The sequence below is a fragment of the Rhizobium sp. 01T444 genome, assembly GCF_056398305.1.
Genome location: NZ_JBFTPD010000013.1, coordinates 25,470 through 51,585, shown reverse-complemented (window position 1 = coordinate 51,585; position 26,116 = coordinate 25,470). Strand labels below are relative to the sequence as shown.

Here is a 26,116-nt window from a genome sequence, read left to right as displayed (position 1 = left end):
GCCCTTCCTGCCGCGCTCGTAACATCGCTACGAAGCAGGAATCAGGCAGTCTTTCCTTCTTATCAACTTGCTGCGCCCGCAAAAACAGCAGGTTTCGTTAGACTGCTTGAATTCACAGGCAAACGCGCCAATTTGCCCGTAATCCCGCCGGTGCCGCAGCGAGCGCCCGGCCAAATAGTTGCACAACACGAAATCGCGTTCGCCGGTGACTGGACAGACCCGCCGGCTCTTGCCTAAGGAGCGGAAAAGTCGTCTGTTGTGCCATAATGCGAAATGGAGTGAGTGCCTATGTTCGATGATGTTGTAGGGGCTTACGGTAGCCGCTTCCTGCTTGCCGCCGGTGGCGTCGGCATTGCCCTCATCCTGCTCATCGCCGTTCTGTGGTTCCTGCGCGGCCGCGCGCCCTCGCCTTTCGTGCGCGGTGGTCGCAACCGTCAGCCGCGCCTTCAGGTGCTCGATGCCGCCGCCGTCGACGCCCGCCGTCGCCTGGTTCTCGTGCGCCGCGACAATGTCGAACATCTCGTCATGATCGGCGGCCCGACCGATATCGTCATCGAAAGCCGCATCCTGCCGGAAACCGAAGCCGAAACCGCTGCTGAGTTCCGTCCACAGCCGGTCGAGGAGCGTGCTGTCGCTCAGGAGCGTGCAGCAGTCCAGCCGCGCCGCGAGCCGCCGCCGAAGCCAGTCGCCGCCCCCGTCGCACCACCTGTGGCGGCAAGCGCCGAACCTGATTTCGAACCCTACAGCCCGGCACCGGCTCCGGTCATCGTCCCAGTCATCGCCCCGCAGGCCGAGCCGCTTCGCCAGCGCCCCGAACCTTCGGTCGCTCCGGCAGTCGCGCCGCCCATGTCTGCCCAGCAGATGTCGGGCCAGCAGGCTCCCGCGCCACAGGTCTCCGCTCCGCCGCTCACAGCCGAGCGCGACGGCCCGCAGCGGGTGTCGCAGCTTCAGCCGCGCCAGCCCGAACGCCCCGCTCCGCAACCCGTGCCCGATGCCGCTAGCGCCGCAGATATCCTCGATGCAGCCCGCCAGCGCGTGTTGCCGCAGCAGCGCATCGAACCGGAAGTGTCCACTCCGCCGGCCCAGAGCGCTCCCGCCGTCTCGCGCGGCACCCCGCTCGCGACGGAAGATGGCGGTTTGCAATCGGCTGCCATCCGCCGCGATTTCCAGCGCATCCTTGATGATGAGATATCGGCCAATCCGGCTGCCGAGCGCGTGGTTCCCGTACCCAATGCGCAGCAGGCCCGCCCCGCCCCGCAGCCCGGTTCTCCTCAGCCCGGCTCAATGCCGCGTCGCGACCCCGATATGGCACCGATCACGGGTGCGGATGCCGCACTTCAAAAGGAAGTCGCCCGCATCTTCGGCGAAATGAGTGTCAATCGCGACAAGTAAAAGCTGGAGCCTTATGGCCCCAGAGCAAAGGGCACCAAAACAAAAAGCACCGCGATCGTCTCGCGGTGCTTTTTCATTGCCGGTCCGGAAGTGATTATTCGTCCCGGTAAACCTTTTCGCGGCGCTCGTGGCGTTCCTGCGCTTCGATCGACAGCGTGGCGATCGGGCGGGCGTCGAGGCGTTTCAGGCCGATCGGCTCGCCCGTTTCCTCGCAGTAGCCATACGTGCCATCCTCGATGCGCTGCAGGGCTGCGTCGATCTTGGAGATCAGCTTTCTCTGACGGTCGCGGGCGCGAAGTTCAATCGCCCGGTCGGTTTCGGAAGATGCACGATCTGCGAGATCAGGGTGGTTTGCGCTTTCCTCAGCCAGATGGTCGAGTGTTTCGCGCGCTTCTCTAAGGATATCGTTTTTCCAGGCAACCAGCTTGGCTCTGAAATAAGCGCGCTGGTTCGTATTCATGAACTCCTCGTCTTCCGAGGGAACATAATTGCTAAGATCGATCTTCTCACTCAACGCGATTCTCCTGAAGAACATCTCATCTGGCCGGGTGTATATCCCATGCGCTATCCGCGATTCAAGCCAAATAAGACAGGTAAACAGATTTTTAAATCTGTCATAAATTTGAGCTAACAGTCTATTTTCGCATCATTATTCCGACCAGCGATTTTTGCTTGGCCTTCAAAACGTCGTGTTGGGACGCCCCTTTTGCGCTCTTGGAAGCCTGTGGACGGTTGACGTTGCGGGATTGCAACCGCTACTGAAAAGGCTCCGTTCGAAGCTGGATTTGCCCATGGCCGCCCTCCTGCCTCCACCCCATCGGATCTACCTCCTGCGTCATGCCGAAGCCGCCTGGGCCGAGCCCGGACAGCGCGATTTTGACCGCCCGCTGAGCCAAAAGGGTTTCGGCGATGCCGAAATTGTCGCCGACCGCGCCGCCGATAAGGGCTACCGTCCGGACATCCTGATCAGCTCGACCGCGCTTCGTTGTCGCGACACGGCCGAGGCCGTGCACCGGGCGATGGGCGAAACGCTCGACATGCGCTTTGTCGATACGCTCTATAACGCCTCGGTCGATACCTATCTCGAAATCATCGATGCGCAGGATGTGGGGAGCGTCATGCTCGTCGGCCATAACCCGACCATGGAGCAGGCCCTATCGGCGCTGATCGGCCAAAAGGCTATGGCAGCCTCTGTGCCGAAAGGCTTCCCGACAGCCGGTCTCGCTGTCATCAGCTATGTCGCTACGACTTCGGCATGGCGTCTCGTCGATTTCGTCATCGACTGAGCTTTCGCGCCGCTTCTTTTTCCAGCAGCGGCCCCTTCCTATATTGCAGGCAGTGCCATCAGGGATTCCGATTTGCCGCCACGCCTGACATCCTTTGCCGACGATGCGCTGATCGCGCTGGATAATCTTGCAGACCGCGCCAGCGGTCTCGTCAATCCGACCATCCGGCTCGGCGTCACCGGCCTTTCCCGCTCCGGCAAGACGGTCTTCATTTCCTCGCTGGTCCACAATCTCCTGCACGGCGGCCGGCTGCCGCTCTTCGAAGCGGTTCAGTCCGGTCGGGTGTCGGCCGTGCGCCTGGAGCCGCAACCCGATGATGCCGTGCCGCGTTTCCAATATGAGGACCATATCCGCGCACTGGTGAAGGAGCGCATCTGGCCGGATTCCACCCGTGCGATTTCCGAGCTGCGCATCACGCTCGATTATCAGAGCGCCAGCTCCTGGACGCGTATGTTCTCGCCCGGCCGCCTGTCGATTGATATCGTCGACTATCCCGGCGAATGGCTGCTCGACCTGCCGCTGCTCGGCAAGGATTTCCGCACCTTCAGCGAGGAAACCATCGCCCTTGCCGCAACCGGCATTCGCGCCGAGCTGTCGAATGCCTGGCTGGCGCTGACGAAAGCGACGGATATCACTGCTTCCGCCGATGAAATGGTCGCCCGCGATCTCGCCACCAGCTTTGCCGATTATCTGAAGGCCTGCAAGGCCGACGAACGCTCGCTTTCCACGCTTCCGCCCGGCCGTTTCCTGCTGCCCGGTGATCTCGATGGCTCGCCTGCGCTGACCTTCGCCCCGCTTGCCCTGCCCCCGGATGGAAAGCCGGAGCGCGGCTCGCTCTGGGCGATGATGGAGCGCCGCTACGAGGCCTATAAGTCCGTCGTCGTCAAACCCTTCTTCCGCGAGCATTTTGCCAGGCTCGACAGGCAGATCGTGCTGGTCGACGCGCTGCAGGCCATGAACCGCGGTCCGGAAGCCGTGCAGGATCTGGAGCGCGCTCTGACCGATGTGCTCGCCTGCTTTCGCCCCGGCAGCAATTCAATCCTGTCGTCGCTGCTCGGCCGGCGCATCGACCGTGTTCTGGTTGCTGCCACCAAGGCGGACCATCTGCACCACGAAAGCCATGACCGGCTGGACCGGCTGACACGCCGCCTGGTCGACCGCGCCATTGATCGCATCGGCATGGCCGGCGCTGGCATCGATGTCATGGCGCTTGCCTCCGTGCGCGCCACGCGGGAAGCCACCGTGCGCCGCGACGGCCACGACCTGCCCGTCATTGTCGGAACACCCATGGCCGGTGAAAAGATCGCCGGTGAAATCTTCGACGGTGAGCGCAAGACGGCGATCTTCCCCGGCGATCTGCCGGAAAACCCCGAATCTCTCTTCGAGCGCATCGAAGCCGGCGACGCGTCGGTCGAGCTGCCCGACGTCAATGTCGTGCGCTTCCGCCCGCCGCAGCTCGAGGAAACCGGCGGCGGGATCAAACTCTCCGTGCCGCATATCCGCCTCGACCGCGCCATGCAGTTCCTGTTCGGAGACCGCCTCGCATGAGCAAGCCGCCGATCGACCAGCCCAATCAGCCGCGCCGCGCCCCCGCCGCCTTCACCTTTGAGGAGGAGAATGCGGCGCCCGAAACGCCACGGGCCGAGCGCCGCAAGCCCGCTAGCTTCTCAGGCGAGGTGGTGCTGACGCCGGATGAGGAAGATCCCTTCCTCAATCCTGAGCAGGATCTGAGCCCGTTGCCGGTCGCTACCCCGCGCAAGCGGCGCACCTCCTTCGCCAGCATCGCCGCCGGCGCTTTCGGCATTCTGCTGTCGCTCGCCTTCGGCCTCTGGACCGACCGGCTGATCCGCGATCTCTTCAGCCGCGCCGACTGGCTGGGTTATGCCGCGCTTTCCGTTCTCGCGATCGGCATCCTCGCCGTCATTGCAATCGTCATCAGGGAGACGGCGGGCATGATGCGGCTTGCCGCGGTGCAGACTATCAAGGCTGAAGCCGATGCCGCGATTCTGGAAACGCGGCCCGCCAAGGCGCGCGCGGTCGTCGCCCGCCTGACAGGCCTGCTCGGCAACAAGCCGGAAACCGCCAAGGGCCGCGCCACGCTGAAAGAGACCGAAGGCGAGGTCATCGATGCTCCGCACCTGATTGCGCTTGCCGAGCGCGAACTGCTTGCGCCGCTGGATCGTCGGGCACGTGCGCTGATCGTCAATTCCTCCAAGCGCGTCTCGATCGTCACGGCCGTCAGCCCGCGCGCCATCGTCGATCTACTCTACGTGCTCTATGAGGCTGCCCGCCTGATCCGCGCCATGGCCGAACTGTACGGCGGCCGTCCCGGCACGCTCGGCATGCTGAGATTGATGCGTGACGTGCTCGCCCACCTTGCCGTGACCGGCTCGATTGCTGTCGGCGACAGCCTTGTTCAGCAGGTGCTGGGCCATGGGCTCGCTTCCAAGCTTTCGGCCCGACTCGGCGAAGGCGTCATCAACGGGCTGATGACGGCGCGGATTGGCATTGCCGCCATGGATCTCTGCCGTCCGCTGACTTTCCGGGCGCTGAAACGGCCGGGAATCGGCGATTTCATCGGCGACCTGACGCCATCGATGACGGCACGCAACGGTAACCCCTGAGCAAAAAGCCGAATTTCGACATATTTAGGCCTTCTTACTTAGGGTACAAAAAATTCAAGCGGATTCAATGCGCTAAAGGCGCAACCTCAGAATCCTTACCTTGCGAAAGCCCTGTATTTCCACGCATTTCAGCGCCCCAGAAAGAAAGCATTAACCATTCTCCGGCAAAACTTCAGACCAGTTCCCGAGTGGTGTTTGCCAAGGAAAATCCATGTACTCGCGCAAGTTTCTTTTTGTATGCGGCCTGGCCGCCGCGGCATTGTCTCCAGTGGCAGACGTCGCTTCCAACGCCACTGCCGCAACCCGCGACAAGGCCTTCTTCGAATCCGTCGCCGGCACCTGGAAGGGTCCGGGCGAAATCGTCGCCGGCAAGTACAAGGGCACGAAATTCACCTGCAATCTCGTCGGTTCTCCGGCCGATGATTCCTCCGCCGGTATCAAKCTCGACGGCACCTGCCGCGTCGGCGTCTTCAAGCAGCCGATGAGCGCTGTCATCTCGCAGTCCGGTTCCACCTACAAGGGCAAGTTCCTCGATGGCGCCGAAGGCAAGGGCCTCGATATCATTTCCGGCGCCGTTACCGACGATACCGTCGTCGTTGGCATCAATCGCTCCAAACTGAACGGCGCGATGATTGCCCGCGTTCGCGACGACAAGACCATGAACGTCACCGTTTCGGTCAAGGTCGAAAGCCAGATGGTTCCGGTCATTGGCCTGACGCTGACCCGCCAGGTCGACGAAATGGCAGTCGGCTCGATCCAGTAGGCTATTCGTTCCGAACGGATTTTCCTGAAGCGGCGGTTTTCCGCCGCTTTGCTTTTTGGCTGATAGCGCACTCGAAAAACGCCCGCAGTAGCGGGGCGTTTCTCCTATTGGTCCTGGTTGTCAGCGGCTGTTCTTACTGCTCTGCTGGTCTGCCTTGATACGCTGTCCGTGTGAACGCCTTGGTTTGCCATGATGGACTCTCTTTCTGCGATTCTTTGCGAGAGCGGCTTGACCGCCCTCGATAGGAGAACCGCTCGGGCTGCGTTCCCTATTTTAGTATTTCGTGATGGCATGGGATCATTTCCCGCCACGCGCCGTTCTTCGTAAACGGCAGGACTTGTTCCTGCTCAGCTATGGAGACGAAGGACATGAACGCAACCAGCACGGATACGGAAACCAGGAGCCTGAAGCTCGCCAAGGAATATCTGCGCCTCGGCGGACACCGCCGCTGCAAGATCGACGACAACATCACCACTGTGCGCCAGTGGGAGAAGGATCCGCCGGAGGCCGAACGCTTCTGGCAGGAGCAGGTGCAGCCGCTTTCTGCAACTGACCGCAAGCAGGTCGAGGATTTCCTGCCCAGCATCAATTCGCCCTGAATGCTTGAAGCTTCAGGTCCGATGCCCGATAACTGGATCCATCTCTGCATCGATATGCAGAGGATGTTCGCGGAACAGACGGCATGGCATGTGCCTTGGATGGCGACGGTGTCGCCGCAGATCGTTGAACTCTCGGGACGATATGCGGAGCGAACGGTTTTCACGCGCTTCGTTCCGCCGCCGACCGCTGATGCCATGCCCGGCATGTGGAGGAACTACTACGAAAAATGGCCGATGATGACCGGCAAGTGCTTGCCGCCGGAACTTATTGATATTGTTGCCGATCTGAAGCCTTTCGCGCCTCCTGCCCGCTTCCTAGACAAGCGAACCTATTCTCCCTGGGTCGACGGGCGGCTGCATGAAACACTCACGCGGGAAAAGGTCGAAGCCATCGTTATTACCGGCGGCGAGACGGATATCTGCGTGCTCGCTGCAGCACTTGGCGCAATCGATCTCGGCTATCGCGTCATTCTGTTAAAAGACGCTGTCTGCAGCAGTGCTGACGAAACGCATGACGCTACGCTGGAATTGCTGGGCGGCCGCTTTTCGGTGCAGGTGGAGATTACCGAAACGAACGCATTCCTTTCCGGTCTCTGACGCATGGCAGGGCTCCTGGGGCTGTTCAGGTTTCGCAGCCTGTGCTTGGCGGCTCCGTTAAGTCTTGCGCCACCAGTCGCGGCTCTCGTCCGCGATTTCGATCCCCGCAATGTCGGCGCCAGCTAGCCAATCGGCCACCGCCCTGCCTCGGACCATGAGTTCGGGCGCGATATCCGCAAGCGGCATCAGCACGAAGCCCCGCTCGGTCATGCGTGGATGTGGCAGTTCCAGTCGCGGCGCATCCTGCGCGACGCCCTCATAAGTCAGCACATCGATATCGAGTGTGCGTGGCCCCCAGCGCTCGATGCGCTCGCGCTTCATCTCCCGCTCGATCGACAGGCAGAGATCGAGAAGCGCTTCCGGCGCAAGCCGTGTTTCCACCGCCGCGCAGGAGTTGAAGAAATGGGACTGGTCGGTCTTGCCCCAGGGCGGCGTGCGGTAAAGCCGCGAGACAGCCGCCACCCGGCAGTCCGGACGGGCGCCCAGCACCGCAAGCGCTGATGCCATGGACTTGACCGGATCGCCGATATTGCCGCCGAGGCCGAGCGTTGCGAGACGGAATGGATTATCGGGTACGATGCTCAACGGTCACCTGCACGAAATCGAGCACGCCAGGGATCGGCGCATTCGGCTTGCGCACCGTGATCTTGGCCCTGATGATCTGCGGGAATTTATTACAAAGACCCTTAGCAATATCGAACGCCAGCGCCTCGATCAGGTAACGCCGCTTGCCGACGACGATCTCTTCGATGATGGTGAAGGCGGTGCCGTAGTGGACAGTCTCATCGATGGAATCGTTTTCCAGTGCGCTGCCCGCTTCCACCTCCAGTTCGGCATCCACGAAGAAACGCTGACCGAGGAATTCCTCCTCGGCATGCACGCCGTGGCGGGCGAAGAAGGCGCAGTTCTGCATCAGGATCGTATAGGTACTCATGACGGCCTCCCCCTAAAGCATGTCGCGCAAAAGTGCGTAGCGGTTTTGCGACAACGACATGCGTAAAACAAAGACTTCAAGCATGTCGCGCAACAGTGCGCTGCGGTTTTGCGATAACGACATGCGAAAAACAAAGACTTAAAGCGTGGCACCCGGATCTTATGGATCGTGACACGCTTTCGAAGCGTCGTTCCGGGCGGCCAGCATAGCATCGGCTACGGCAAGCGCATCCCTGTTGATTGCGACATTGTGTACCCGGAAAACAGCCGCCCCCTGCAGCCTGAGAAGCGCGCTCGTCGCCGCCGTCGCCGCATCGCGCTCCGCCGGCTCCCGGCCGGTGACGGCGCCGAGGAAGCGCTTGCGCGACGTGCCGGCCAGAAGCGGCAGGCCGAAGCGGTGCAGCTCTTCGAAACGCGCCATCAGTTCCAGATTTTCCTTCGGCGTCTCCTTGGCAAAGCCGAAGCCGGGATCGAGCACGATGCGGTCACGCAGGACACCGGCAGCGGAAGCGATCTCCAGCGAACGCTCGAGAAAAAAGACCTGGTCATCGATGATATCGGCAAGCTTCTGCCGGTCGCGGCCCGTATGCATGATGCAGAGCCCCGCCCCGGTTTCAGCCGACAGCGTGGCGATTTCAGGCTCCTTCTGCAGACCGAAGACGTCGTTGACGATATGGGCGCCGGCACTGATGGCACGCCGCGCCGTTTCCGCGCGATACGTATCGATGGAAATCAGGGCTTGCGTGCGTCTGCTGAGCGCCTCTATGACGGGCAGTACGCGCGCCTGTTCCTCCGCCGGGCTGACGTAGGCCGCATCCGGCCGGGTCGACTCGCCGCCGATATCGAGGATTTCGGCGCCGTCTGCTACTGCCTGCAGCGCATGCTCGACGGCACTGTCGACCGTGTCGTAGCGCCCGCCGTCGGAGAAGGAATCTGGCGTCACGTTGACGATCGCCATGATCACCGAGCGCTTGTTGAGCTCGATCTCGCGGCCATGGGCCACACGCCAGAAACTGCTATCGAGCTGCTTCACCAGTCTAATCCCGTCGCTAGCCAAAAAAGCCGCTATCCGATATTGCTCTTGCGGTGGCTATGCCCCAAGCTCCGCCAAACTTCAACACAGGTTCAGTTCAGAATGCCGCTTGCGTTGCGTTATATGCGCCTTCCCATCGCCTTTTCCATGATTGCCTTTTTCCTCTGCGGCCCCGCGGCTGCCGAAGTCGTTGCAACGAAAAGCTATTCTTATTTCGATATTAAGGGAAAGACGGCCGACGAGCTGGACGATGAGCTGAGCCGCCGTGGCCCTACGGCGAACGGCTCCTCCGCTCGCCATCCCGGCGCCACCAAGATCCGTTTCGGCGGCGAGGCGACTTATATCCAGGACAATGGCCGCTGCCGTGTCGGCAATGTCAAGGTCACCGTCCACACACAGATCATCATGCCGCGCTGGAGCAACCGCAAGGGCGCGAGCCGCGAGCTGTCGATGATCTGGGATGCGCTGTCGAGCGATATCAGGCGCCATGAGGAGCGCCATGCCGAGATCGCCCGCACTCAGGCGCGTGTCATGGAACGTGAACTCAAGGCGCTGCCTTCGCGGCGCAATTGCGAGGCCATGCAGGAGCTCGTTTCGGATGTGTCGGCTCGCGGGGTAGAGGAGCACGACAAGTTGCAGGCCCGATTCGATCGCGTCGAGGCGGTCAATTTTCAGAATCGCATGCTGCGACTGCTCAACAACAGACTCAAGGGCAAGGGCGGCGAAAGATAAGCTCTTTTTGCCCACAATGCGAGCAAAGAACGTTAGCTGCCCAATGAAACTTGTGCGAAGCTTGTGGAACTCCCAGCCTTTTACCGGTCATTTTTCATTCTGGTGGACTCAACCGGAACGCGGTAATATGACTATATTCGAAAGTGTAGTAAGGCAGCTGGCTTTCGTGACTGTGTTCTCCTGGCGCGTTCCGAAGCCGCGGGTGTTCCTCCCTCATCCGTAGGTAATGCGCCCGCCTCGCCTCGCCCGCCTCCGGCGTGCGAGGCTCTCTTTTTGGAAAGAGTTGCGGTTTTGGGAGTTAAGCCTGCCGTTCCGGCACGTGCACGGTGAGCCCGTCCAAGGCAGCCTTCATCCTGATCTGACAGGAAAGACGCGAGGTCGGGCGCACGTCGAAGGCGAAGTCCAACATATCCTCTTCCATAGCTTCCGGCGGGCCGACGATCTCAGTCCACTGCTCGTCGACATAGACGTGACAGGTCGCACAGGCGCAGGCGCCGCCGCATTCGGCCTCAATGCCGGGCACGGAATTGCGGACCGCATTCTCCATTACGGTGGAGCCTTGATCGACGTCGAGATCGAAGCGCGTTCCGTCAAAGGCGACGATGGTAAGTTTGGGCATCAGGATTAGGTTCCGGTCTTTCGTAGTAGATGGGCGGATTTTCTTCCGACAATTCGGCGCGTCAGTCAACATTGCCTGATCGCCCGGAGATTCGCAGATCGGCTAGGGTTGCGCCATTCTCTATGCGTCACGGGAGAAGTCGCAAAAAGACCCGCCGTTCCGCTATGGAACAGCGGGCCTACAGTATCGGTCAGAAAATCGGGATCGATTTTCGGAAAGCCTGATGCGTAGATTTAGAAAAAATTGAGCCTGTATGTGCGTCAAAATGGACGCACATACAGGCTCAAGGTCAGCCCAAACCTGTCCTGCCTTATCCGCGGCAGAGTTTCAAAATGAAATTCTCGGCGTCGACGACGGCTGCACCCAACGCTGCCATGGCGGTCGCGTCGCCATTGTTCTCTTCGACGGCTTCCGCCGATTGCGAAACCCGGAAGGCGCCGACTGAGCTTGCGGCTCCCTTCAGGCGGTGTGCCGCAGCACCGACCCTGGCAGACTCGCCGCTTGCAATGTCCTGCAGGCAGGCGCGCGCCTGGCGCGCAAACATCTGGAGAACTTCGATTTCCACCGTCTTGTCGCCCATCGTCTGGCGCGCAAGATGAACAAGGTCGATCGGCCTGATCTTGGAGGGCGAAGGCCCCGTGGAATTGTCAGGTGCTTCGAATGCGATACTCACTGCTGCCATTTGCCAATTCTCCCGTCTTATATCGTCCGCGCTTGCTACTGTTGTGCGGTCGGAGAATGGCGATCCCGTTAAATTCCGGCGCATTCCGGGCGAAAATCTAACCATATGGTTAACGTCCCTTAAATATCGCTAAAATATCGGCTTTTAGGCCGCTTCCAAAATTTAAAGGTGTTAACAACGGGTTAAGAGGGATGGAAACGCAAGGGTTCATTAATTGTGTAGGCAGCCCAGATGTGTCACTACGATACTGTTGAGGCGGGCTCATGCCGCGCGCCTTTGCCGACAGAGTGGATAATGGTAGTGTTTTGATACCTTTCGTTTGAAAAATCGGCTATCTACTCTGAAATGACATGCTTATCCGTCCGTCTTGGATGGAAGGCTGGCACGGCAAAGGTTCTTTCCGGGCAAAGGCGGTGGCCCGGACGCGCTGCCGGACTGGCCGGGAATTGCGAGGCATATCGGAATGGCGAATAACAAGTACAATGAATCGATCGAGGACAAGGCGTTCAAGGCATTGGACGAGGCGCTTCAGATCGATTTCGGCCAGGAGAACGTGCCGTCTCGCCGCGGCAACGCGCCCCACGCCCCGGAGGCTAATGTGACTGACCCATCCAATGCCCGTAATCAGTCCCAGGAAGAAGCACAGCGCCGCCGCGGCCGCTCTGGCCGTACAGGCGATCAGCAGGCTCCGCGAGCACCGGCCTTCGCCCCGGCTAACGACGCCAGCCGCAATTCTCCCGCTTCGCTTCTGAAGTCGCTGGAAAACGGCTCCAGCCGCCCTGCCCTGCGCACGGCCGCTCTCGTTTCCATCCTGTGGGTCATCATCGGCCTCGGGCTGATGTTCATGCTCTATGCGCCGCAGATCTCCCAGATCCGCTCGCTGACTGATCTTGCCTCCCTGCCGGGCGTGATTGCCGGCATTGTCGGCATCATCGTGCCGGTCATGATGTTCTATGCCTTCGCCATCATGATCTCGCGCGCCCAGGACATGCGCAACGCCGCCCGCTCCATGGCTGAAGTTGCGCTGCGCCTTTCAGAGCCGGAAACCATCGCGTCTGAACGCATCATGACGGTCGGCCAGGCCGTGCGCCGCGAAGTCTCGGCGATGAATGAAGGCATCGAGCGCACCATTGCGCGCGCTTCGGAACTCGAAACGCTCGTGCATTCCGAAGTGAATGCGCTGGAGCGTTCCTATGCGGATAACGAACTGCGCGTGCGCGGCCTCGTCCACGAACTCGGCTCCGAGCGCGAAGCGATCGTCAATCATGCCGACCGCATCCGCTCCTCGATCGCCGGTGTTCACGATCAGCTCAAGGAAGAACTGTCGCTCGCGACGGAAGAGATCGCTATCCGCCTTGCGACCTCGGGCGAAGCCTTCGCCTCGTTGATCGATACGCGCGCTGCCGCGATCATGGAGAAATCGGACAGCGCCATGCAGTCGCTCGGCACGCTGCTGGCCGCCAAGACCGATACGCTGCTCCATACGCTGACCGCATCCGGCCTTGCGATCGGCAATGAATTCGACAACCGCCTCGACGCGCTGACCAATACGATCAACGAACATGGCGAGCGCCTGCTCACCCAGTTCGAGACGCGTGCCTCGACGATGGATGCGAGCACGGAGCGCCTGAACGCCGCCCTTCAGGAGCGCACTCAGCAGCTCAATGAAATCCTGGTTTCCCGCACCCGCGAGATCAATCAGAGCCTGACCTCTGGCGAACGCACGATCGGCGGCACGCTCGACGACGTGCTCTCCAGGCTGAATGCCGCACTCGACGAAAAGGGCGCCAGCTTCCGCCAGAGCCTGCAATCGACGGCCGACGATGCGGTCATGGATCTCGACGTGCGCTCCGGCTTCTTCGAGGAGCGCCTGCAGACGACTGTCGCCCAGCTTTCGACCGCCTTCGACGAACGCGTCGCCGAATTCACCGATGCCTTCGACAAGCGCTCCGGCTCGCTCGACACCAAGCTCATCGAAAGCCTCACCCGCATCAACGAAACGCTGTCGGGCAACGCGGATTCCATTGAAGGCATCCTCAATACCAATATCGAGCGCCTCGGCACGTCCATGAGTGAGCAGTCGCTGGCGCTGGCGACCGCCTTTGCAACCGGCCAGGAAGTGCTGGATAGCACGCTTGCCGACCGTGCGGGGGAAATCACCTCGGCGCTGTCTACCCGTACCGGCGAACTCGGTTCGGCGCTGAGCAACGCCACGTCGGAAATCTCGCTGGCGCTCGCAGCTGGCACCTCCGAACTGCAGAACAACCTCGCTGCCCGGGCAGCCGAATTCCGCGATACGCTGCAGACAACCACGACCGAACTCACCACTGCCGTCGACAGCGGCACCGAAAGGGTCACAGGGGCATTCGGCGGCCGCGCCGAAGAGCTGAGCAGCGTTCTCGCCGCCCGCGCCGCCGAAATCACCGATGCGCTGAAGACTGCGCATACCGGCATCGACAGTGTGATGGCCGAACGCGGCGGAGCGCTGATCGGCGCGCTCGCAGACCACCACGCCCGCTTCGACGAGGCGCTCACGAGCCGTTCCGAAGCCATCATCAATACTGTCTCGGGCACGCATGACCGTCTCGCCGAAACCCTCGACGAGAAGGCGATGGCGCTGGCGATCTCGCTGAACGAGACGCAGTCGCGCATCGAAGACACGCTCTCGACCCATTCGGAATCGCTCATCAATGCCGTTTCCGGCACCAATGACCGCCTCTCCGAGACGCTGAAGCAAAACCAGACCCGTATCGAGGATACGTTCGCGGCCCGGTCCGAGTCTTTCCTCAGTGCCATCTCCGGCACGCATGACCGCCTCTCCGATACGCTTGACGAAAAGGCAATGGCGCTTGCGATCTCGCTGAATGAAGGCCAGGCCCGTATCGAGGATACGCTTGCGACCCGCTCGGAGGCCATCATCGATGCCGTCTCCGGCACGCATGACCGCCTCTCCGATACGCTCGATGAAAAGGCAATGGCGCTTGCGATCTCGCTGAATGAAGGCCAGGCCCGCATCGACGATACGCTTGCCACCCGTTCGGAGGCACTGCTCAGCACAGTTTCCAGCACGCATGACCGTCTCGCCGAGACGCTCGATGAAAGGGCGATGGCGCTCGGCATCTCGTTGAACGAAACGCAGTCGCGCATCGAAGACACGCTCTCGACCCATTCGGAAGCGTTGATCAACGCCGTCTCGGGCACGCATGACCGCCTCGCTGAAACGCTCGACGAGAAGGCCATGGCGCTCGGCATTTCGCTGAACGAGACGCAGTCGCGCATCGAGGATACGTTGTCGACCCATTCGGAGGCGTTGCTTAACGCCGTGTCAGGCACGCATGACCGCCTCTCCGAAACGCTCGACGAAAAGGCAATGGCCCTTGCCATCTCGCTGAACGAAAGCCAGAGCCGCCTGGAAGACACGCTGACGGCGGGCACTGATGCTCTCGTCCACGCTGCCACCGGCACGCATGACCGGATCGCCGCATCACTCGGCGAAAGCCAGCTCCGCATCGAGGAAGCGCTCACAAGCCGCGCCGAATCCATCGTCAATGCCGTCACGAATAGCGCCGACCGCCTGTCCGATACGCTTGACGAAAAGACCATGGCGCTCGCCATTTCGCTCGACGATGGCCAGAGCCGCTTCGAATCCGCGCTCGAAAACCGCAGCAACTCCATTATGGATACCGTTGCCAATGCCGAAGAGCGTGTTGCCGGCGCCTTTGCCGACCGCACGGAAGCGATCCGCGCCGCCTATACGGATAATCAGGCACGTCTGGAAACCGCGCTTGCCGAGCACACCTCCACCCTGTCCGAAGCCCTCGATGCCGGCAGCGCCCGCATGGAAGGCATCATCGGCAGCATGACGGGCCGCATCGAGGATGGCCTCACCGACGCCCAGCAGCGTATGGCCGCCCTTGCCAACGATGCCGCAAGCAACGTCGAAGGTGGGCTCGCCGCCGCGCATGACCGCATCCGCACCACGCTTGACGACCGCACCAATGCCATCACGCTGACGCTGACTGAGGCTCATAACCTCATCAACGACACGCTCTCCGAACAGGCGACCTCGATCGGCACGTCGGTTGCGACGAGCATCGGCATGCTCGAAATGTCGCTGGAAGATCGCGAGGCCGCGATCCGCACTGCGATCGATAAGAGTGCACAGTCGCTTGAGGATCGCATGCACGAAGGTGCCGGCCAGATTGCCGGTCGCTTCCAGGAAGCCGCCAACACGATCTCGCGTTCGGCCGCCGATTTCTCCGGCCATCTCGACCACTCCGTCGACAACCTCACGGGCCGCTTCACGGAGACCGGCACCCGCGTCGAAGCCAGCCTTGCCGCCATCGAGGCCCGTATTGCCGATGGTGTCGGCGGCGTGGCCGACAAGGTTGATGCTGCAGGCAGCCATCTCTCCGGCCTGCTGGATGACAGTATCTCCCGTCTGGGTTCGATCGGCGACGACACAGCCCAGCGCATCGCCGCAACGCTCGGCAACAGCGCCGCAAACCTGACCCAGGCACTCGACAGCCGCACCGCCAGCCTGACGGAAGCTTTCGACGGCCGCGCCGCCAGCCTGACGGATGCGCTGCATGCCGGCAGCGCCAACCTCACCCAGGCCCTCGACAACAGCAGCGCCAACCTCACGCATGCTCTCGACAGCCACAGCGCCAATCTCACCCAGGCTCTCGACAGCCGCCGGGCACATCTTGCCGAAACACTCGACAGCGGCAGTGCGAACATGGCCCAGTCGATCGACGGCCGGACCTCGGCCCTGAGTGACATGATGGATCGCGGCACCGCGCGCATCGAAGAGCGTCTCTCCACCATGGACCGCGCTCTGACCGTCGGTCTCGATGCCGTCAACCGCACGATCGAAGGCAAGGCAGCCGGTCTTGCTGCCAGCCTGCGCAACGCCGTTGCCGAAGCTGCCGAAGGCATGGATGGCGAAGCCACCAAGTCCTCGGAACTGCTGAGCCGCACCGGCCAGCAGTTCGCCGAAGCCATGGACGAGCGCTCCTCGCAGATCGTCAACCGCGTCGCCGAGGCACAGAGCCGCCTCGCCGGCCAGGCTGCCGCCGTTGCCCAGACCTTCTCCGAGGCCGGCAACGTCATCGTCAACAAGGTGGCGGAAGCAGAAAACATCGTCAGCAGCCAGGTCAGCGCCATCAATCATGCGCTCGCCGATGCCGGCCAGACGCTGGAAGCGCATGGCAATTCGATCCGCTCGACGCTGACCGATGCCGGCAGCCAGATCACATCCAGCATGGCCGAAGTCGACCGTGCGCTGGAAGCCCGCAGCAGCATCATCCGCTCCAGCCTGGAGCAGCGTGCCCGCGAAATCGACACCACACTCACCGATATCGACAAGGCGCTGGAAGCACGCGGCAATTCGATCCGCACAACGCTCGACGAGCGCACCCGCGACTTGAACTCCATGCTTGCCGGCCGCTCCACCGAGCTGACGCGCATTCTGGATGAGACGGCACGGCCGATCATCGACCGCTACACCGACGCCGGCCAGGAAGCTGCAGCCCGCATCACCGCGGCAGCAAGCCTCAGCGCCGAGCGCCTGCGTGCGGAAAATGAAGTGCTCACCCAGGCCGTCGCCGCCCGGGCCGAAAATGTCGCCAATGCCGTCGCCGCCATCGAGAACAGCCTGACGAACAACGTCAACGGCCTTGTCCAGCGCCTGTCGGAAAGCAGCGCGGCCATGTCCATGATGATGACGCGTGCCGCCGATCAGCTGAGCGGCGTCGACAGCCGCCTCGGCGACACGACCACGCGTTTCACGGACTCTGCAGCCAAGGCTGCCGAAATGGTCTCCGCTTCGACCCGCCTTCTCGAAGGCAAGGTCGATCGCCTGTCGGATATATCAGGCCAGACGCTCGCCCAGGTCGGCGGCATCATCGGCCGCTTCGACGACCATTCGAAGGTTCTCGGCCAGGCCTCGCAGCTTCTCGCTGCCGCCCAGTCCGGCCTTGTCTCGACGCTGGAAGAGCGTGAGACCGCCCTGCAGACTTTGGCAACCGGCCTCGTGCAGCGTTCGGGTGAGATCGAAAAGACCATGCGCGGCCTCGGCGGCATGATCGAGATGGTCTTCGAACGTGCCGAGCAGCGCTCCAACCAGGTCACCGGCACATTGCGCCAGAGCGTACAGGCCTCGTTTGCCGATATCGGACGTGTGCTTTCGGATACCGAGAAGCGCGCCGAGGAAGCAGCGTCCAACATGCGCGAAGCGATCAACCGCGCCGGCGAGGAAGCCAATGCCACGATCGACACCAGCTTTGCCAATGTCGAGCGCCGCTCCGGCGACCTCACCAACCGCCTGCGTGGCGGCCTGACGGCCTCGCTCTCGGACGTCGAGCGCATGCTCGGCGAAGCCGGACGCGCCTCCGACAGTGCAGCACAGAACCTGCGTGAATCGCTCCGCGATGCGATCGACGACGCTGTCGGCCGCTTCTCGGGAGCAACGGAAGATATCCGCCGCTCCGCAACCGATATCCGCAGCGAACTCGACGCCACCCGCGCCGAGCTGAAGCGTGGCGCCTTCGACCTGCCGGAAGAAGCCAAGGAAAGCGCGTCCGCCATGCGCCGCGCCGTCGCCGAGCAGATCAAGGCCCTGCAGGATATTTCGCAGATCGTCGGCCGCTCCAGCCAGCGTCTGGAACTCTCCGAGCCCGTTGCCCGCACGCTTGCCCAGGCTGAGCCCGCTCAGCGTGTCACCCAGCCGGTGATCCCGACGGCGCCTGCCCCGCAGCCCGCACCGACGGCACGCCAGTCGATCGAATCCATGGGCCTGCGCGGCACCATCGCCCCGACCCCGGCAGCAGCACCCGCACCAACTCCAGCTCCGCAGCGTCCGGTCGCTCAGGCTCCCCAGCCGGCTCCGGCCCCCGCTCCGGTCAGGCAGGAAGCTCCGCGCACGGAAGCCACCAGCGGCGGCTGGATCAGCGATCTTCTGCGCGGCGCCTCGCGTGAAGAGACCGAGGAAGCATTGCGTGCCGCCCCGGCCCGTCCGGCAGCGGAAGCCGCCGCTCCGGCCCCTGCTCCCGCCCAGCGCGCCAATGACAGCCGCAACCCGCGCCATGTCGTTGAATCGCTGAATTCGCTCTCGGTCGATATCGCCCGCGCCATCGACCACGACGCCTCGGTCGATCTGTGGCGCCGCTACCAGCGCGGTGAGCGCGACGTCTTCACCCGTCGCCTCTACACGCTGAAGGGCCAGCAGACTTTCGACGAGATCAAGCGCAAGTACGATCGCGAGCCGGAATTCCGCACCGCTGTCGACCGCTATATCGGTGATTTCGAAAAGCTGCTCGCCGATGTCGCCCGCACCGATCCGAACCGCACGGTTACGCAGTCCTACCTCACGTCGGATACTGGCAAGGTCTATACGATGCTTGCCCACGCGGCGGGCCGGTTGAACTGAGTTGTCGGATGGAAGCCTGACATGGTGAGACAAAAGGGGTCATCTGTGGATGGCCCTTTTTTATTGCCCCGGCTCCTTCAATCCGTCACAAACATCCCTGATCCGCATGCACCACGGGGCAGTCCCCCATCAGACCATCACCAAGCCAATTGCTTGCCACGACAGAGACCGTAGACATTGATGACCAAGACGACTTCCCGGCTCATGGCCGCCGCCCTCTCGTCCGCATTTCTTTTGGGCATGTTCATTCAGGCCGAGGCCGGCCAGGCAAGCTTCCTCGTGGACGTGCAGACCGGCCAGGTTCTGGAAGCGTCCAACCAGGACGATCTGAACTATCCGGCATCGCTGACCAAGATGATGACGCTCTATCTCACCTTCCAGGCGCTGCATGACAAACGCCTGACCTGGGATCAGAAGATCACCATGTCTGAAAATGCCGAGAGCAAGGAGCCCTTCAAGCTCGCTGTCGGCGCCGGCCGCAAGGTCACGGTCAAGGAGGCTGTCGAAGCCATCGTGGTGCTGTCGGCCAATGATGCGGCCGTGGCCCTTGCCGAACAGCTCGGGGGCTCCGAACAGGCCTTCGGTACGATTATGACGGATGAGGCCCATCAGCTCGGCATGAAGGACACCGTCTTCAAGAACCCGTCGGGCCTGCCGGATCCGGCGCAGGTCACCACGGCACGCGATATGGCCACACTCGGCGTGTCGCTGATGCGAGACTTCCCCGAAGAGTTCAAGCTCTTCTCGATGCGCGGCTTCCAGTTTCGCGGTATGAAGCTGCGCGGCCATAACAACCTGATGTACCGCTACAACGGCGTCGACGGCATCAAGACCGGCTTCACCGACGCATCGGGCTACAATGTCGTGACATCCGCAGCGAAGGACGGCCGCCGCGTCGTCGGTGTGGTCATGGGCGAAAAGACCGCCAGCCTGCGCGACGACAAGATGGCCGGCCTGCTCGACAGCTACCTGCCCTCCGCTTCGACCGCGACTGCATCCGCGACAGGCGGCAACCCGACGATGACGGATGCCCAGCCGACCAAGTAAGTCGTCCAGACAAGCCAGGAACGAATAAGGCCCGAAACCGTCTGACGGTTTCGGGCCTTATCTCTATAAAGACAAGGTTTAGATCGACGTCAGCGTCCAGCCAACAATCTGGTCGGTGACCGATGTAAAGGCACGGCCTAGTCCCTTCACGAAACTCACGTTGTCGCCGCCGGCCGGAGCAGTGGCCCGGAAGACCTGCTGGGCACGCACTGTGCCGTTTCGATCGTTGAGGATCTTGGCGGAAATCTCCACCACAGCCTTGTTGCCAGACGCTGCGTCGATCTCGAAGGAGCGGATGTCGGTCACGAGTTGATAGTCGATCGCCAGTCCCTGCCCCGGCTTTCCAACGCCGCCAAGCTTGCCGGAATTCTCGAAGGCCTGGACGAGCTTCGATTGCACCATCCGCGGCAGCGTATCGCTCCACTGCGAGCGTGACAGATACTGGATTTCCGAGGGCGAAACGCGGATGACGATCTGGTCGCTGTTTAGCGCCTTCAATGCCGTCGGATCGGCAATCAGGATCTGCTTGCTCTTGGCCGAGGGACCGGTGCCATCGACCGTAGCTGCCGAGAGATCATAGGTGTCGTTCTTCGCCGTCGTTCCGCAGCCTGCAAGAAGTGCTGCCGTCAGCGGCAAAATAATCGCCGTTCCACGGATCCAGGAACGGCGCGACATCACATGCGATAGACCCATATTACGCTACCCCTGACCTCTGTTTAGCGCCGCGTGCGCCCGTCATATTGCTTGACCGTCGGCCCGCCGAAAATGATCCGCTGCGGATTCTGGTCGAAATTGCTGATGGCATTGTTGAGGTTGTTCGCCGTGCCGCGCAGCTCGTTGACCAGCGTCTGCACGTCACTCAGGCCACTGCCAGAGAACCGCTGCAGATTGTCGGCGATCGGCCCGATACGCGTATTGACGTTGTCGGCGACCTTCTTGAAGGATTCGAGCGTCGCGCGCGCCTCGGTGAAGAGCGAATTCGTATTGTCTGAGCCGAGCAGCGCATCGACCTTGATGAGGATGCCGTCGACGCGCGTCGAAGCCGAGTTTAGCTTGTTCGCCATCTGCTGGACGTCCTGGATCGTCTGGTCGATATCCTTGCGGCGGTCAGCGACCGTGGTGGTCACGTCGCGGATCGACGCGACGGCGGCGCGCGCATCCTTCGTCGCCTGGGCGATATCGTCGACTGAACCCTTGACCTTGTTGGCGTCGATGGCGGCGACCAGCGTATCGACGCGATCGAGCGTCACCTGCGCCTTCTTGCCGAACTCGTTGTAGGTCGTCACCGTCTGGTCGACTTTGGCGACCAGACCCTTAAGATCACTCGAGGCATCGGCCACGTCGCGGCTCACCTTCTCGGCATTGGTCAGGATCGTGTTGATCTTCTGCGCATCGACGGCCTTTACCAGATCCTCGACAGCCGCAAGCGTCGAGTCCACCCGACCTGAGACGTTGCGCACAGTATTGGAGAGATCGCCGACGCTCTGCAGGAAGCTGTCGATATTGCCGGAATTCTTGGCAAGCGCATCCGAGAAGGTTTCTGCATTCTGCAAGGTCTTGGTCAGCGGCCCGCGCGCATCGCGCACGAAGCCCTGCACGTCGCCGACGGCGTCATTGGCGCGGTCAAGGATCTTGTCGGCGGTGGCGAGCAGGTTGGTGACGCTCGACTGGTCGGCGACGATCACGGCGCGTTTGCCGCTTTCCAGCGCCTGCTGGAGAATGTTCTTGTCTTCCTTGCGGCCACCGGAAAGCTCGATATAGGCGGCACCCGTCAGGCCCTGGATTTCAAGGGCCGCCTTGGTGGACGGATAGATCGGTGCATCCGAGCGCACTTCGGTAAAGGCCAGCGAGTATTGCGGGTCGTCGGCATCGATGGAGAGAGACTGCACCGAGCCGACCTGGATGCCGTTGAATCGAACAGGCGAACCGACGCTCAAACCGTTGGCGGAGCCCGGAATGCGCACGATCAGCTCGGCCATCGGCCCGCTGCGGCCATATTCGGCCATCCAGTAGACGAAGCCGAATGCGGCTGCGATCACCAGAACGGTGAAAAAACCGACGATCGTGTAATTGGCTTTGGTTTCCATCGTCTCCGGTCACTTCCCGCTGTCATGCTGCGCCCGGGCCGCCGGCGCGTCGTCCTGCGGCACGATCGAACGCGCGCGCTTGCCCTTGAAGTAGGCCTGAACCCACGGATCGTCGTAGGCGAGCATGTCGTCGATCGTTCCTTCCACCATTACCCGCTTCTTTCCAAGCACGGCAATACGGTCGCAGACCGAAAACAGGCTGTCGAGGTCATGGGTCACCATATAGACGGTTAACCCCAGGCTATCGCGCAGATTGGCGATCAGCTCGTCGAATTCCGCAGCACCAATGGGATCGAGGCCCGATGTCGGCTCGTCGAGGAAGACGAGTTCAGGATCAAGCGCCAGTGCGCGGGCAAGTGCTGCACGCTTGATCATGCCGCCCGATAGCTCCGATGGATATTTGTCGGCCGCATCGGCTGCGAGCCCCACCATGCGGATCTTCAGATGCGCCAGCTCATCCATCAGCGAAGCAKGCAGATCGAGATATTCGCGCATCGGCACCTGGATATTCTCCTTCACCGTCAGTGAGGAGAAGAGCGCGCCCTGCTGAAAGAGAACGCCGAGACGCATATCGAGTGCATTGCGCTCCGGCTCGTCCAGCTCGTCGAAATCCTGCCCGAGAATCTTGATGGTGCCGGAACGGCGCGGCAGCAGGCGAAGCACGGTGCGCATCAGCACAGATTTGCCGGTGCCGGAAGCGCCGACGAAGCCGAGGATCTCACCGCGATAGATATCGAGATTGAGCTTGTCGAGCACGACCTTGGGGCCGAAAGCGACTGTGACGTCGCGCGCCGACAGCACGACATCTCGATTGCCGTTTTTGCTCGTTTCGATCGGTTGCTGATCCACGTCGTCCGCCATGTCAGAAATCGATCGCTGCATAGAACATCGCAAAAAGCCCGTCCATCAGGATGACGACGAAAATCGCCTTCACGACGGAGGCCGTCACATGCTGGCCGAGCGATTCGGCACTGCCGCCGACCTTCAGGCCCTCGACAGCTGCGACGATGCCGATGACGAGCGCCATGAACGGCGCCTTGATCATGCCTGCCAATATGGTCGAAAGCGTTACGGCCTCATGCAGGCGCGACAGGAAGGTTGCGAATGTAATGCCCGAATAAAGATAGGCGACGGCAGCGGCACCCGCCAGCGACGCGAAGTTGGCAATCACGGTCAGAAGCGGCAGCGCAACAGTCAGCGCCACCAGCCGCGGGAAGATCAGCACGCCGATCGGGTTGAGGCCCATCACCTTCAGCGCGTCGACCTCTTCACGCATCTTCATGGAGCCGATCTCGGCGGTGATCGCGCTGCCCGATCGGCCGGCGATCATGATGGCCGTCAGAAGCACGCCGATTTCTCGAAGCTGCAGGATGCCGACGAGGTCGACGACGAAGATTTCCGCACCGAAATAACGAAGCTGGAAGGCGCCCTGCTGCGCGATGATCGCGCCGATCAGGAAGGACATCAGCAGGATGATCGGAACGGCGCGCACGCCCATATGGTCGATCTGGTTGACGATCGAAGCCGGCGAAACGCCGCTGCCACGGCCGAATTTCATCTGCGCGCCGCGCACCGCCGAACCGAGGATATACATGGAAGCGGCGACATTGTCCCAGACGTCGAGGGTCATCCGCCCGATCGGTGCGAGGATGCGCTCGACGATCGAGAGCTTCTCCTTCTGCTCGGGCTCCTGCTTTTCAGGCTCCTTGGAGAAGGTGGCGATCAGCTCGTCGATATGCTCGTTCGTACTCTCGAAATGAACCGGTCGCCCCGCCTCTTCCTGCTGTTTCTTTAGCCGGCAAAGCAACCAGATGCCGGCTGTGTCGATATCGGTGACATCGGAGAGATCGAGCGTCAGGTCGCCGCTATTGTTGCGCGACAATTTCTCGAAATCCTGCAGGACGAGATGGATGTTGGCGCTGCGCCAATTGCCTTCAAGATGCACAAGCTGGCCCGAGCCTCCGGCTCGGTCGTCCACATGCAGCGAGGCGGCGTTGCGTTTCTCGGACTTCAAAATACTTGTGTCTTTCAATGCTTGCAGCGACAGTCCCGACTCGCGAACATATATTCGCCGCCCGGCGCGTTAATATACAGAAGCAACGCGCAATTTCCATGCTCGCAGGAGAGCAAATATGCCGCGCCATCTTGATATCCAGATGAATTCGTTCCCGATTGCGGGAACTTTCACCATCGCGCGCGGGGCAAAGACCTCGGCGGACGTGATCACCTGCACGCTGACGGAGGGAGGCGCCAGGGGTTTGGGCGAATGTGTGCCCTATCGCCGCTACGGCGAGACGATGGAAAGCGTCGTGGCGCAGATCGAAGCGGCCCGCCCGCTGATCGAGGACGGCATTTCGCGGGCCGGATTGCTGCATGCCATGCCGCCGGGAGCAGCCCGCAACGCCGTCGATTGCGCGCTGTGGGATCTCGAAGCCAAGCTCACGGGCAAGAGCGTCGCTTTCCGGCTCGATCTGCGCAAGCTGAAGCCGCTGACCACGGCCTATACGATCTCGCTCGGCGAACCCGATGTCATGGCGGCCAAGGCCCGCGAGCATGCGCAGCGCCCGCTCCTGAAGGTCAAGGTCGGCACCGGCGACGACGAGAGCCGCATTCGGGCGGTTCGCGCCGCCGCGCCCGATTCCGCCATCATTCTCGATGCCAATGAAGGCTGGCCGGAAGACCGGCTGGAACATCATCTGCGCATCGCTGCCGAAGCCAATATCGCGCTGGTAGAGCAGCCGCTGCCGGCCGGACGCGACGACATGCTGGCCGAGATTGCCCGCCATGTGCTCATCTGCGCCGATGAAAGCGTCCACCACACCGGCGACCTTGCAAGCCTTGCCGATCGTTACGACGCGATCAACATCAAGCTCGATAAAACCGGTGGCCTGACGGAAGCGCTGGAAATGAAGGAAGAAGCACAGCGGCTCGGCTTCTCGATCATGATCGGCTGCATGGTCGGCACATCGCTGGCGATGGCGCCTGCCGTTCTGCTGGCGCAGGATGCCGATTTCGTCGATCTCGACGGCCCGCTGCTCCTCGCCCGCGATCGTGAGCCTGCCCTGAATTATGCCGGTTCTCTCGTATTTCCGCCGGAAGCCAGCCTCTGGGGTTGAAGGTAATAGGCGATGATGACGAGGGCGAGCCCGAAGGCGGCAACACAGGCCATGACATAATAGCTGTCGAGGCCGAGCGCGGAATAGATATAGCCCGAAGCGATCGTCATCAGGCCCGAGGCCATGCCGATATAGAAGAAATAGGCACCCTGGGCCGAGGCCTCCTGCGTCTCCTGCACGGTCGCGACGATGCGCCGCTGCACGCCGGTATGCACGAAGGCATAGGTGAAGCCGTGCAGGCATTGCAGCATGAAGAAGCCGATAAAGCTCGTCTCCGTCGGGAAGAACACCCAGCGGCAGATGCTGACGGCGCAGCCGAAGCGGATCAGCGTCCAGGCGTTGAAGCGGCGGTTGAGGCGCCGCGACAGGAAGAACACCGTGACCTCAGAGGCCACACCCGCACTCCAGAGCATGCCGACTTCGGTGCCCGAAAAGCCGAGTTGATGCCAGTAGATCGATGAAAAGGCGTTGAGCAGCGCATGACTTGATTGCTGGATTGAAACGCCGAGCAGCAAAAGCAGCAGATGCGGCTCGCGCAGCCCGCTGCCTGTGGTCGCCGGAAGGTTGATCGGCTGGCCGCGCCGCCGTGTCGGCCCGATACGGGGACAGAAGACCGCCATCGTAATCGTCAGCACGAAGCCGAAGATCATCACGGGCAGCACCATGCCGCCACCCCAGCGCCCGACCAGCTCGCCGCCGGTGAGCGTCGAAATAATGAAGGCGATCGAGCCCCAGACGCGCATGGAGCCGTAATCGAGCCCCCAGCGGCGCACACCCGAAATCACGATCGATTCGACGACCGGCACATAAGGGGCGAAGGTCGCGCCCTGCAGCGCAAAGACGATCAGCACCGACCAGAAACTGCTTGTCCAGTAGAGCGCGATGGCCGTCAGCAGCGAGAGGATGCCCGACCACAGCAGCACATGCGCCCGCTCTTGCATGCGGTCGGCAAAGACCGCCACGATCGGCGCCACGAGAACGCGCACCACCATCGGTACGGCGAGGATCGTGCCGATCTGATGATCGTTGAACTGGTGAGTCGCAAGCCAGACGGGGAAGAAGGGCAGGACGATACCGTTGACCAGCAGCGGCGCGCTGTAACAAAGCGCGCTGAGCAGCCGGAAGCGCGGCGGCGCTCCCTCGCCCATCGAGGGATTTTGTGCGGGAATCATAGTGG

Annotated in this window: 21 protein-coding genes and 1 pseudogene; 11 read left to right on the top strand and 11 right to left on the bottom strand. The window is 61.8% G+C overall.

Features of this window, described 5'->3' with window-relative positions; translation table 11 throughout:
• The first annotated feature begins 288 nt into the window (after window positions 1–288).
• The gene (locus AC1DTN_RS18390) at window positions 289–1,392 is read left to right on the top strand and encodes a flagellar biosynthetic protein FliO (RefSeq protein ID WP_477921987.1); all 1,104 of its coding nucleotides are present in this window, start codon (window positions 289–291) and stop codon (window positions 1,390–1,392) included.
• 94 nt (window positions 1,393–1,486) lie between these two features.
• Here AC1DTN_RS18390 and dksA read toward each other — a convergent pair whose 3' ends face one another.
• Complete coding sequence (gene dksA / locus AC1DTN_RS18385; protein ID WP_007826301.1) at window positions 1,487–1,906, bottom strand: RNA polymerase-binding protein DksA; 420 nt, start codon at window positions 1,904–1,906, stop codon at window positions 1,487–1,489.
• 277 nt (window positions 1,907–2,183) lie between these two features.
• Here dksA and AC1DTN_RS18380 point away from each other — a divergent pair, with 277 nt between their 5' ends.
• The 6 genes and pseudogenes from AC1DTN_RS18380 (at window position 2,184) to AC1DTN_RS18355 (ending at window position 7,261) form a co-directional block, all read left to right on the top strand.
• A complete protein-coding gene (locus AC1DTN_RS18380; protein WP_442205823.1) occupies window positions 2,184–2,678 on the top strand; it encodes a SixA phosphatase family protein in 495 nt (164 codons plus the stop codon).
• Window positions 2,679–2,750: 72 nt separating this feature from the next.
• Entirely contained in the window at window positions 2,751–4,226 is a 1,476-nt protein-coding gene (locus tag AC1DTN_RS18375) for a YcjX family GTP-binding protein (protein ID WP_477921986.1), read from the top strand.
• Window positions 4,223–5,302 (top strand): YcjF family protein, encoded by a 1,080-nt coding sequence (locus tag AC1DTN_RS18370; protein WP_442205822.1) that lies wholly within the window; start codon window positions 4,223–4,225, stop codon window positions 5,300–5,302. The genes AC1DTN_RS18375 and AC1DTN_RS18370 overlap by 4 nt, the downstream gene beginning before the upstream one ends.
• Before the next feature lie 211 nt (window positions 5,303–5,513).
• Window positions 5,514–6,065 carry a hypothetical protein gene (locus AC1DTN_RS18365; protein ID WP_477921984.1) on the top strand — a complete coding sequence of 184 codons (552 nt, stop codon included), beginning with the start codon at window positions 5,514–5,516 and terminating at the stop codon, window positions 6,063–6,065.
• Window positions 6,066–6,445: 380 nt separating this feature from the next.
• Window positions 6,446–6,664 (top strand): annotated as a pseudogene (locus AC1DTN_RS18360) (hypothetical protein); the annotation flags it as partial.
• Window positions 6,665–6,685: 21 nt separating this feature from the next.
• Entirely contained in the window at window positions 6,686–7,261 is a 576-nt protein-coding gene (locus AC1DTN_RS18355) for a cysteine hydrolase family protein (protein WP_477921983.1), read from the top strand.
• Window positions 7,262–7,318: 57 nt separating this feature from the next.
• Here the strand turns inward: AC1DTN_RS18355 and folK are convergent, their stop codons facing one another.
• From folK to folP, 3 genes are all read right to left on the bottom strand, one after another.
• On the bottom strand, window positions 7,319–7,846 hold the full coding sequence (gene folK / locus AC1DTN_RS18350; RefSeq protein WP_477921982.1) for a 2-amino-4-hydroxy-6-hydroxymethyldihydropteridine diphosphokinase: 528 nt from the start codon (window positions 7,844–7,846) through the stop codon (window positions 7,319–7,321).
• Window positions 7,827–8,195: a dihydroneopterin aldolase gene (folB, locus tag AC1DTN_RS18345; RefSeq protein ID WP_113325672.1), complete on the bottom strand. Its 369-nt coding sequence runs from the start codon at window positions 8,193–8,195 to the stop codon at window positions 7,827–7,829. The genes folK and folB overlap by 20 nt, the downstream gene beginning before the upstream one ends.
• 159 nt (window positions 8,196–8,354) lie before the next feature.
• Window positions 8,355–9,227 (bottom strand): dihydropteroate synthase, encoded by an 873-nt coding sequence (gene folP / locus AC1DTN_RS18340; protein WP_477921981.1) that lies wholly within the window; start codon window positions 9,225–9,227, stop codon window positions 8,355–8,357.
• A 102-nt stretch (window positions 9,228–9,329) separates the two neighbouring features.
• Here folP and AC1DTN_RS18335 point away from each other — a divergent pair, with 102 nt between their 5' ends.
• The gene (locus AC1DTN_RS18335; RefSeq protein ID WP_113325669.1) at window positions 9,330–9,959 is read left to right on the top strand and encodes a DUF922 domain-containing Zn-dependent protease; all 630 of its coding nucleotides are present in this window, start codon (window positions 9,330–9,332) and stop codon (window positions 9,957–9,959) included.
• 298 nt (window positions 9,960–10,257) lie between these two features.
• Here the strand turns inward: AC1DTN_RS18335 and AC1DTN_RS18330 are convergent, their stop codons facing one another.
• Window positions 10,258–10,578 carry a 2Fe-2S iron-sulfur cluster-binding protein gene (locus AC1DTN_RS18330; RefSeq protein ID WP_113325670.1) on the bottom strand — a complete coding sequence of 107 codons (321 nt, stop codon included), beginning with the start codon at window positions 10,576–10,578 and terminating at the stop codon, window positions 10,258–10,260.
• A 310-nt stretch (window positions 10,579–10,888) separates the two neighbouring features.
• A complete protein-coding gene (locus AC1DTN_RS18325; RefSeq protein WP_113325671.1) occupies window positions 10,889–11,260 on the bottom strand; it encodes an Hpt domain-containing protein in 372 nt (123 codons plus the stop codon).
• A gap of 463 nt (window positions 11,261–11,723) precedes the next feature.
• On the opposite strand from AC1DTN_RS18325, the gene AC1DTN_RS18320 reads away from it, so the two are divergent.
• Both AC1DTN_RS18320 and AC1DTN_RS18315 read left to right on the top strand, forming a co-directional pair.
• Complete coding sequence (locus AC1DTN_RS18320; RefSeq protein WP_477921979.1) at window positions 11,724–18,689, top strand: apolipoprotein A-IV repeat region-like domain-containing protein; 6,966 nt, start codon at window positions 11,724–11,726, stop codon at window positions 18,687–18,689.
• Between the two features lie 180 nt (window positions 18,690–18,869).
• Window positions 18,870–19,736: a D-alanyl-D-alanine carboxypeptidase family protein gene (locus tag AC1DTN_RS18315; RefSeq protein WP_113325370.1), complete on the top strand. Its 867-nt coding sequence runs from the start codon at window positions 18,870–18,872 to the stop codon at window positions 19,734–19,736.
• A gap of 78 nt (window positions 19,737–19,814) precedes the next feature.
• On the opposite strand, the gene AC1DTN_RS18310 is transcribed toward AC1DTN_RS18315, so the two are convergent.
• Genes AC1DTN_RS18310 through AC1DTN_RS18295 form a run of 4 tightly spaced genes read right to left on the bottom strand, consistent with a single transcriptional unit; the run spans window position 19,815 to window position 23,855 of the window.
• On the bottom strand, window positions 19,815–20,429 hold the full coding sequence (locus AC1DTN_RS18310) for an ABC-type transport auxiliary lipoprotein family protein (RefSeq protein WP_007826825.1): 615 nt from the start codon (window positions 20,427–20,429) through the stop codon (window positions 19,815–19,817).
• A 23-nt stretch (window positions 20,430–20,452) separates the two neighbouring features.
• Window positions 20,453–21,823 (bottom strand): MlaD family protein, encoded by a 1,371-nt coding sequence (locus tag AC1DTN_RS18305; RefSeq protein WP_113325371.1) that lies wholly within the window; start codon window positions 21,821–21,823, stop codon window positions 20,453–20,455.
• 9 nt (window positions 21,824–21,832) lie between these two features.
• Entirely contained in the window at window positions 21,833–22,684 is an 852-nt protein-coding gene (locus tag AC1DTN_RS18300; protein ID WP_477921977.1) for an ABC transporter ATP-binding protein, read from the bottom strand.
• A 1-nt stretch (window position 22,685) separates the two neighbouring features.
• Window positions 22,686–23,855: an MlaE family lipid ABC transporter permease subunit gene (locus AC1DTN_RS18295; RefSeq protein ID WP_477921976.1), complete on the bottom strand. Its 1,170-nt coding sequence runs from the start codon at window positions 23,853–23,855 to the stop codon at window positions 22,686–22,688.
• Window positions 23,856–23,955: 100 nt separating this feature from the next.
• Between AC1DTN_RS18295 and dgcA the strand changes: the two genes are divergently transcribed.
• Window positions 23,956–24,939: an N-acetyl-D-Glu racemase DgcA gene (dgcA, locus tag AC1DTN_RS18290; protein ID WP_477921974.1), complete on the top strand. Its 984-nt coding sequence runs from the start codon at window positions 23,956–23,958 to the stop codon at window positions 24,937–24,939.
• Here dgcA and AC1DTN_RS18285 read toward each other — a convergent pair.
• Window positions 24,891–26,111, bottom strand: coding sequence for an MFS transporter (locus tag AC1DTN_RS18285; RefSeq protein ID WP_113325375.1), 1,221 nt, complete (start codon window positions 26,109–26,111; stop codon window positions 24,891–24,893). The two genes, dgcA and AC1DTN_RS18285, sit on opposite strands and share 49 nt — an antisense overlap.
• Between the last annotated feature and the right edge of the window lie 5 nt (window positions 26,112–26,116).

Bases quoted from the DNA above. Each gene is read 5' to 3' on its own strand.
- AC1DTN_RS18390 (WP_477921987.1), top strand. From the start codon at position 289: ATGTTCGATGATGTTGTAGGGGCTTACGGTAGCCGCTTCCTGCTTGCC.
- AC1DTN_RS18380 (WP_442205823.1), top strand. From the start codon at position 2,184: ATGGCCGCCCTCCTGCCTCCACCCCATCGGATCTACCTCCTGCGTCAT.
- AC1DTN_RS18370 (WP_442205822.1), top strand. From the start codon at position 4,223: ATGAGCAAGCCGCCGATCGACCAGCCCAATCAGCCGCGCCGCGCCCCC.
- AC1DTN_RS18355 (WP_477921983.1), top strand. From the start codon at position 6,686: ATGCCCGATAACTGGATCCATCTCTGCATCGATATGCAGAGGATGTTC.
- folB (WP_113325672.1), bottom strand. From the start codon at position 8,195: ATGAGTACCTATACGATCCTGATGCAGAACTGCGCCTTCTTCGCCCGC.
- AC1DTN_RS18335 (WP_113325669.1), top strand. From the start codon at position 9,330: ATGCCGCTTGCGTTGCGTTATATGCGCCTTCCCATCGCCTTTTCCATG.
- AC1DTN_RS18330 (WP_113325670.1), bottom strand. From the start codon at position 10,578: ATGCCCAAACTTACCATCGTCGCCTTTGACGGAACGCGCTTCGATCTC.
- AC1DTN_RS18325 (WP_113325671.1), bottom strand. From the start codon at position 11,260: ATGGCAGCAGTGAGTATCGCATTCGAAGCACCTGACAATTCCACGGGG.
- AC1DTN_RS18320 (WP_477921979.1), top strand. From the start codon at position 11,724: ATGGCGAATAACAAGTACAATGAATCGATCGAGGACAAGGCGTTCAAG.
- AC1DTN_RS18315 (WP_113325370.1), top strand. From the start codon at position 18,870: ATGACCAAGACGACTTCCCGGCTCATGGCCGCCGCCCTCTCGTCCGCA.
- AC1DTN_RS18310 (WP_007826825.1), bottom strand. From the start codon at position 20,429: ATGGGTCTATCGCATGTGATGTCGCGCCGTTCCTGGATCCGTGGAACG.
- AC1DTN_RS18305 (WP_113325371.1), bottom strand. From the start codon at position 21,823: ATGGAAACCAAAGCCAATTACACGATCGTCGGTTTTTTCACCGTTCTG.
- dgcA (WP_477921974.1), top strand. From the start codon at position 23,956: ATGCCGCGCCATCTTGATATCCAGATGAATTCGTTCCCGATTGCGGGA.
- AC1DTN_RS18285 (WP_113325375.1), bottom strand. From the start codon at position 26,111: ATGATTCCCGCACAAAATCCCTCGATGGGCGAGGGAGCGCCGCCGCGC.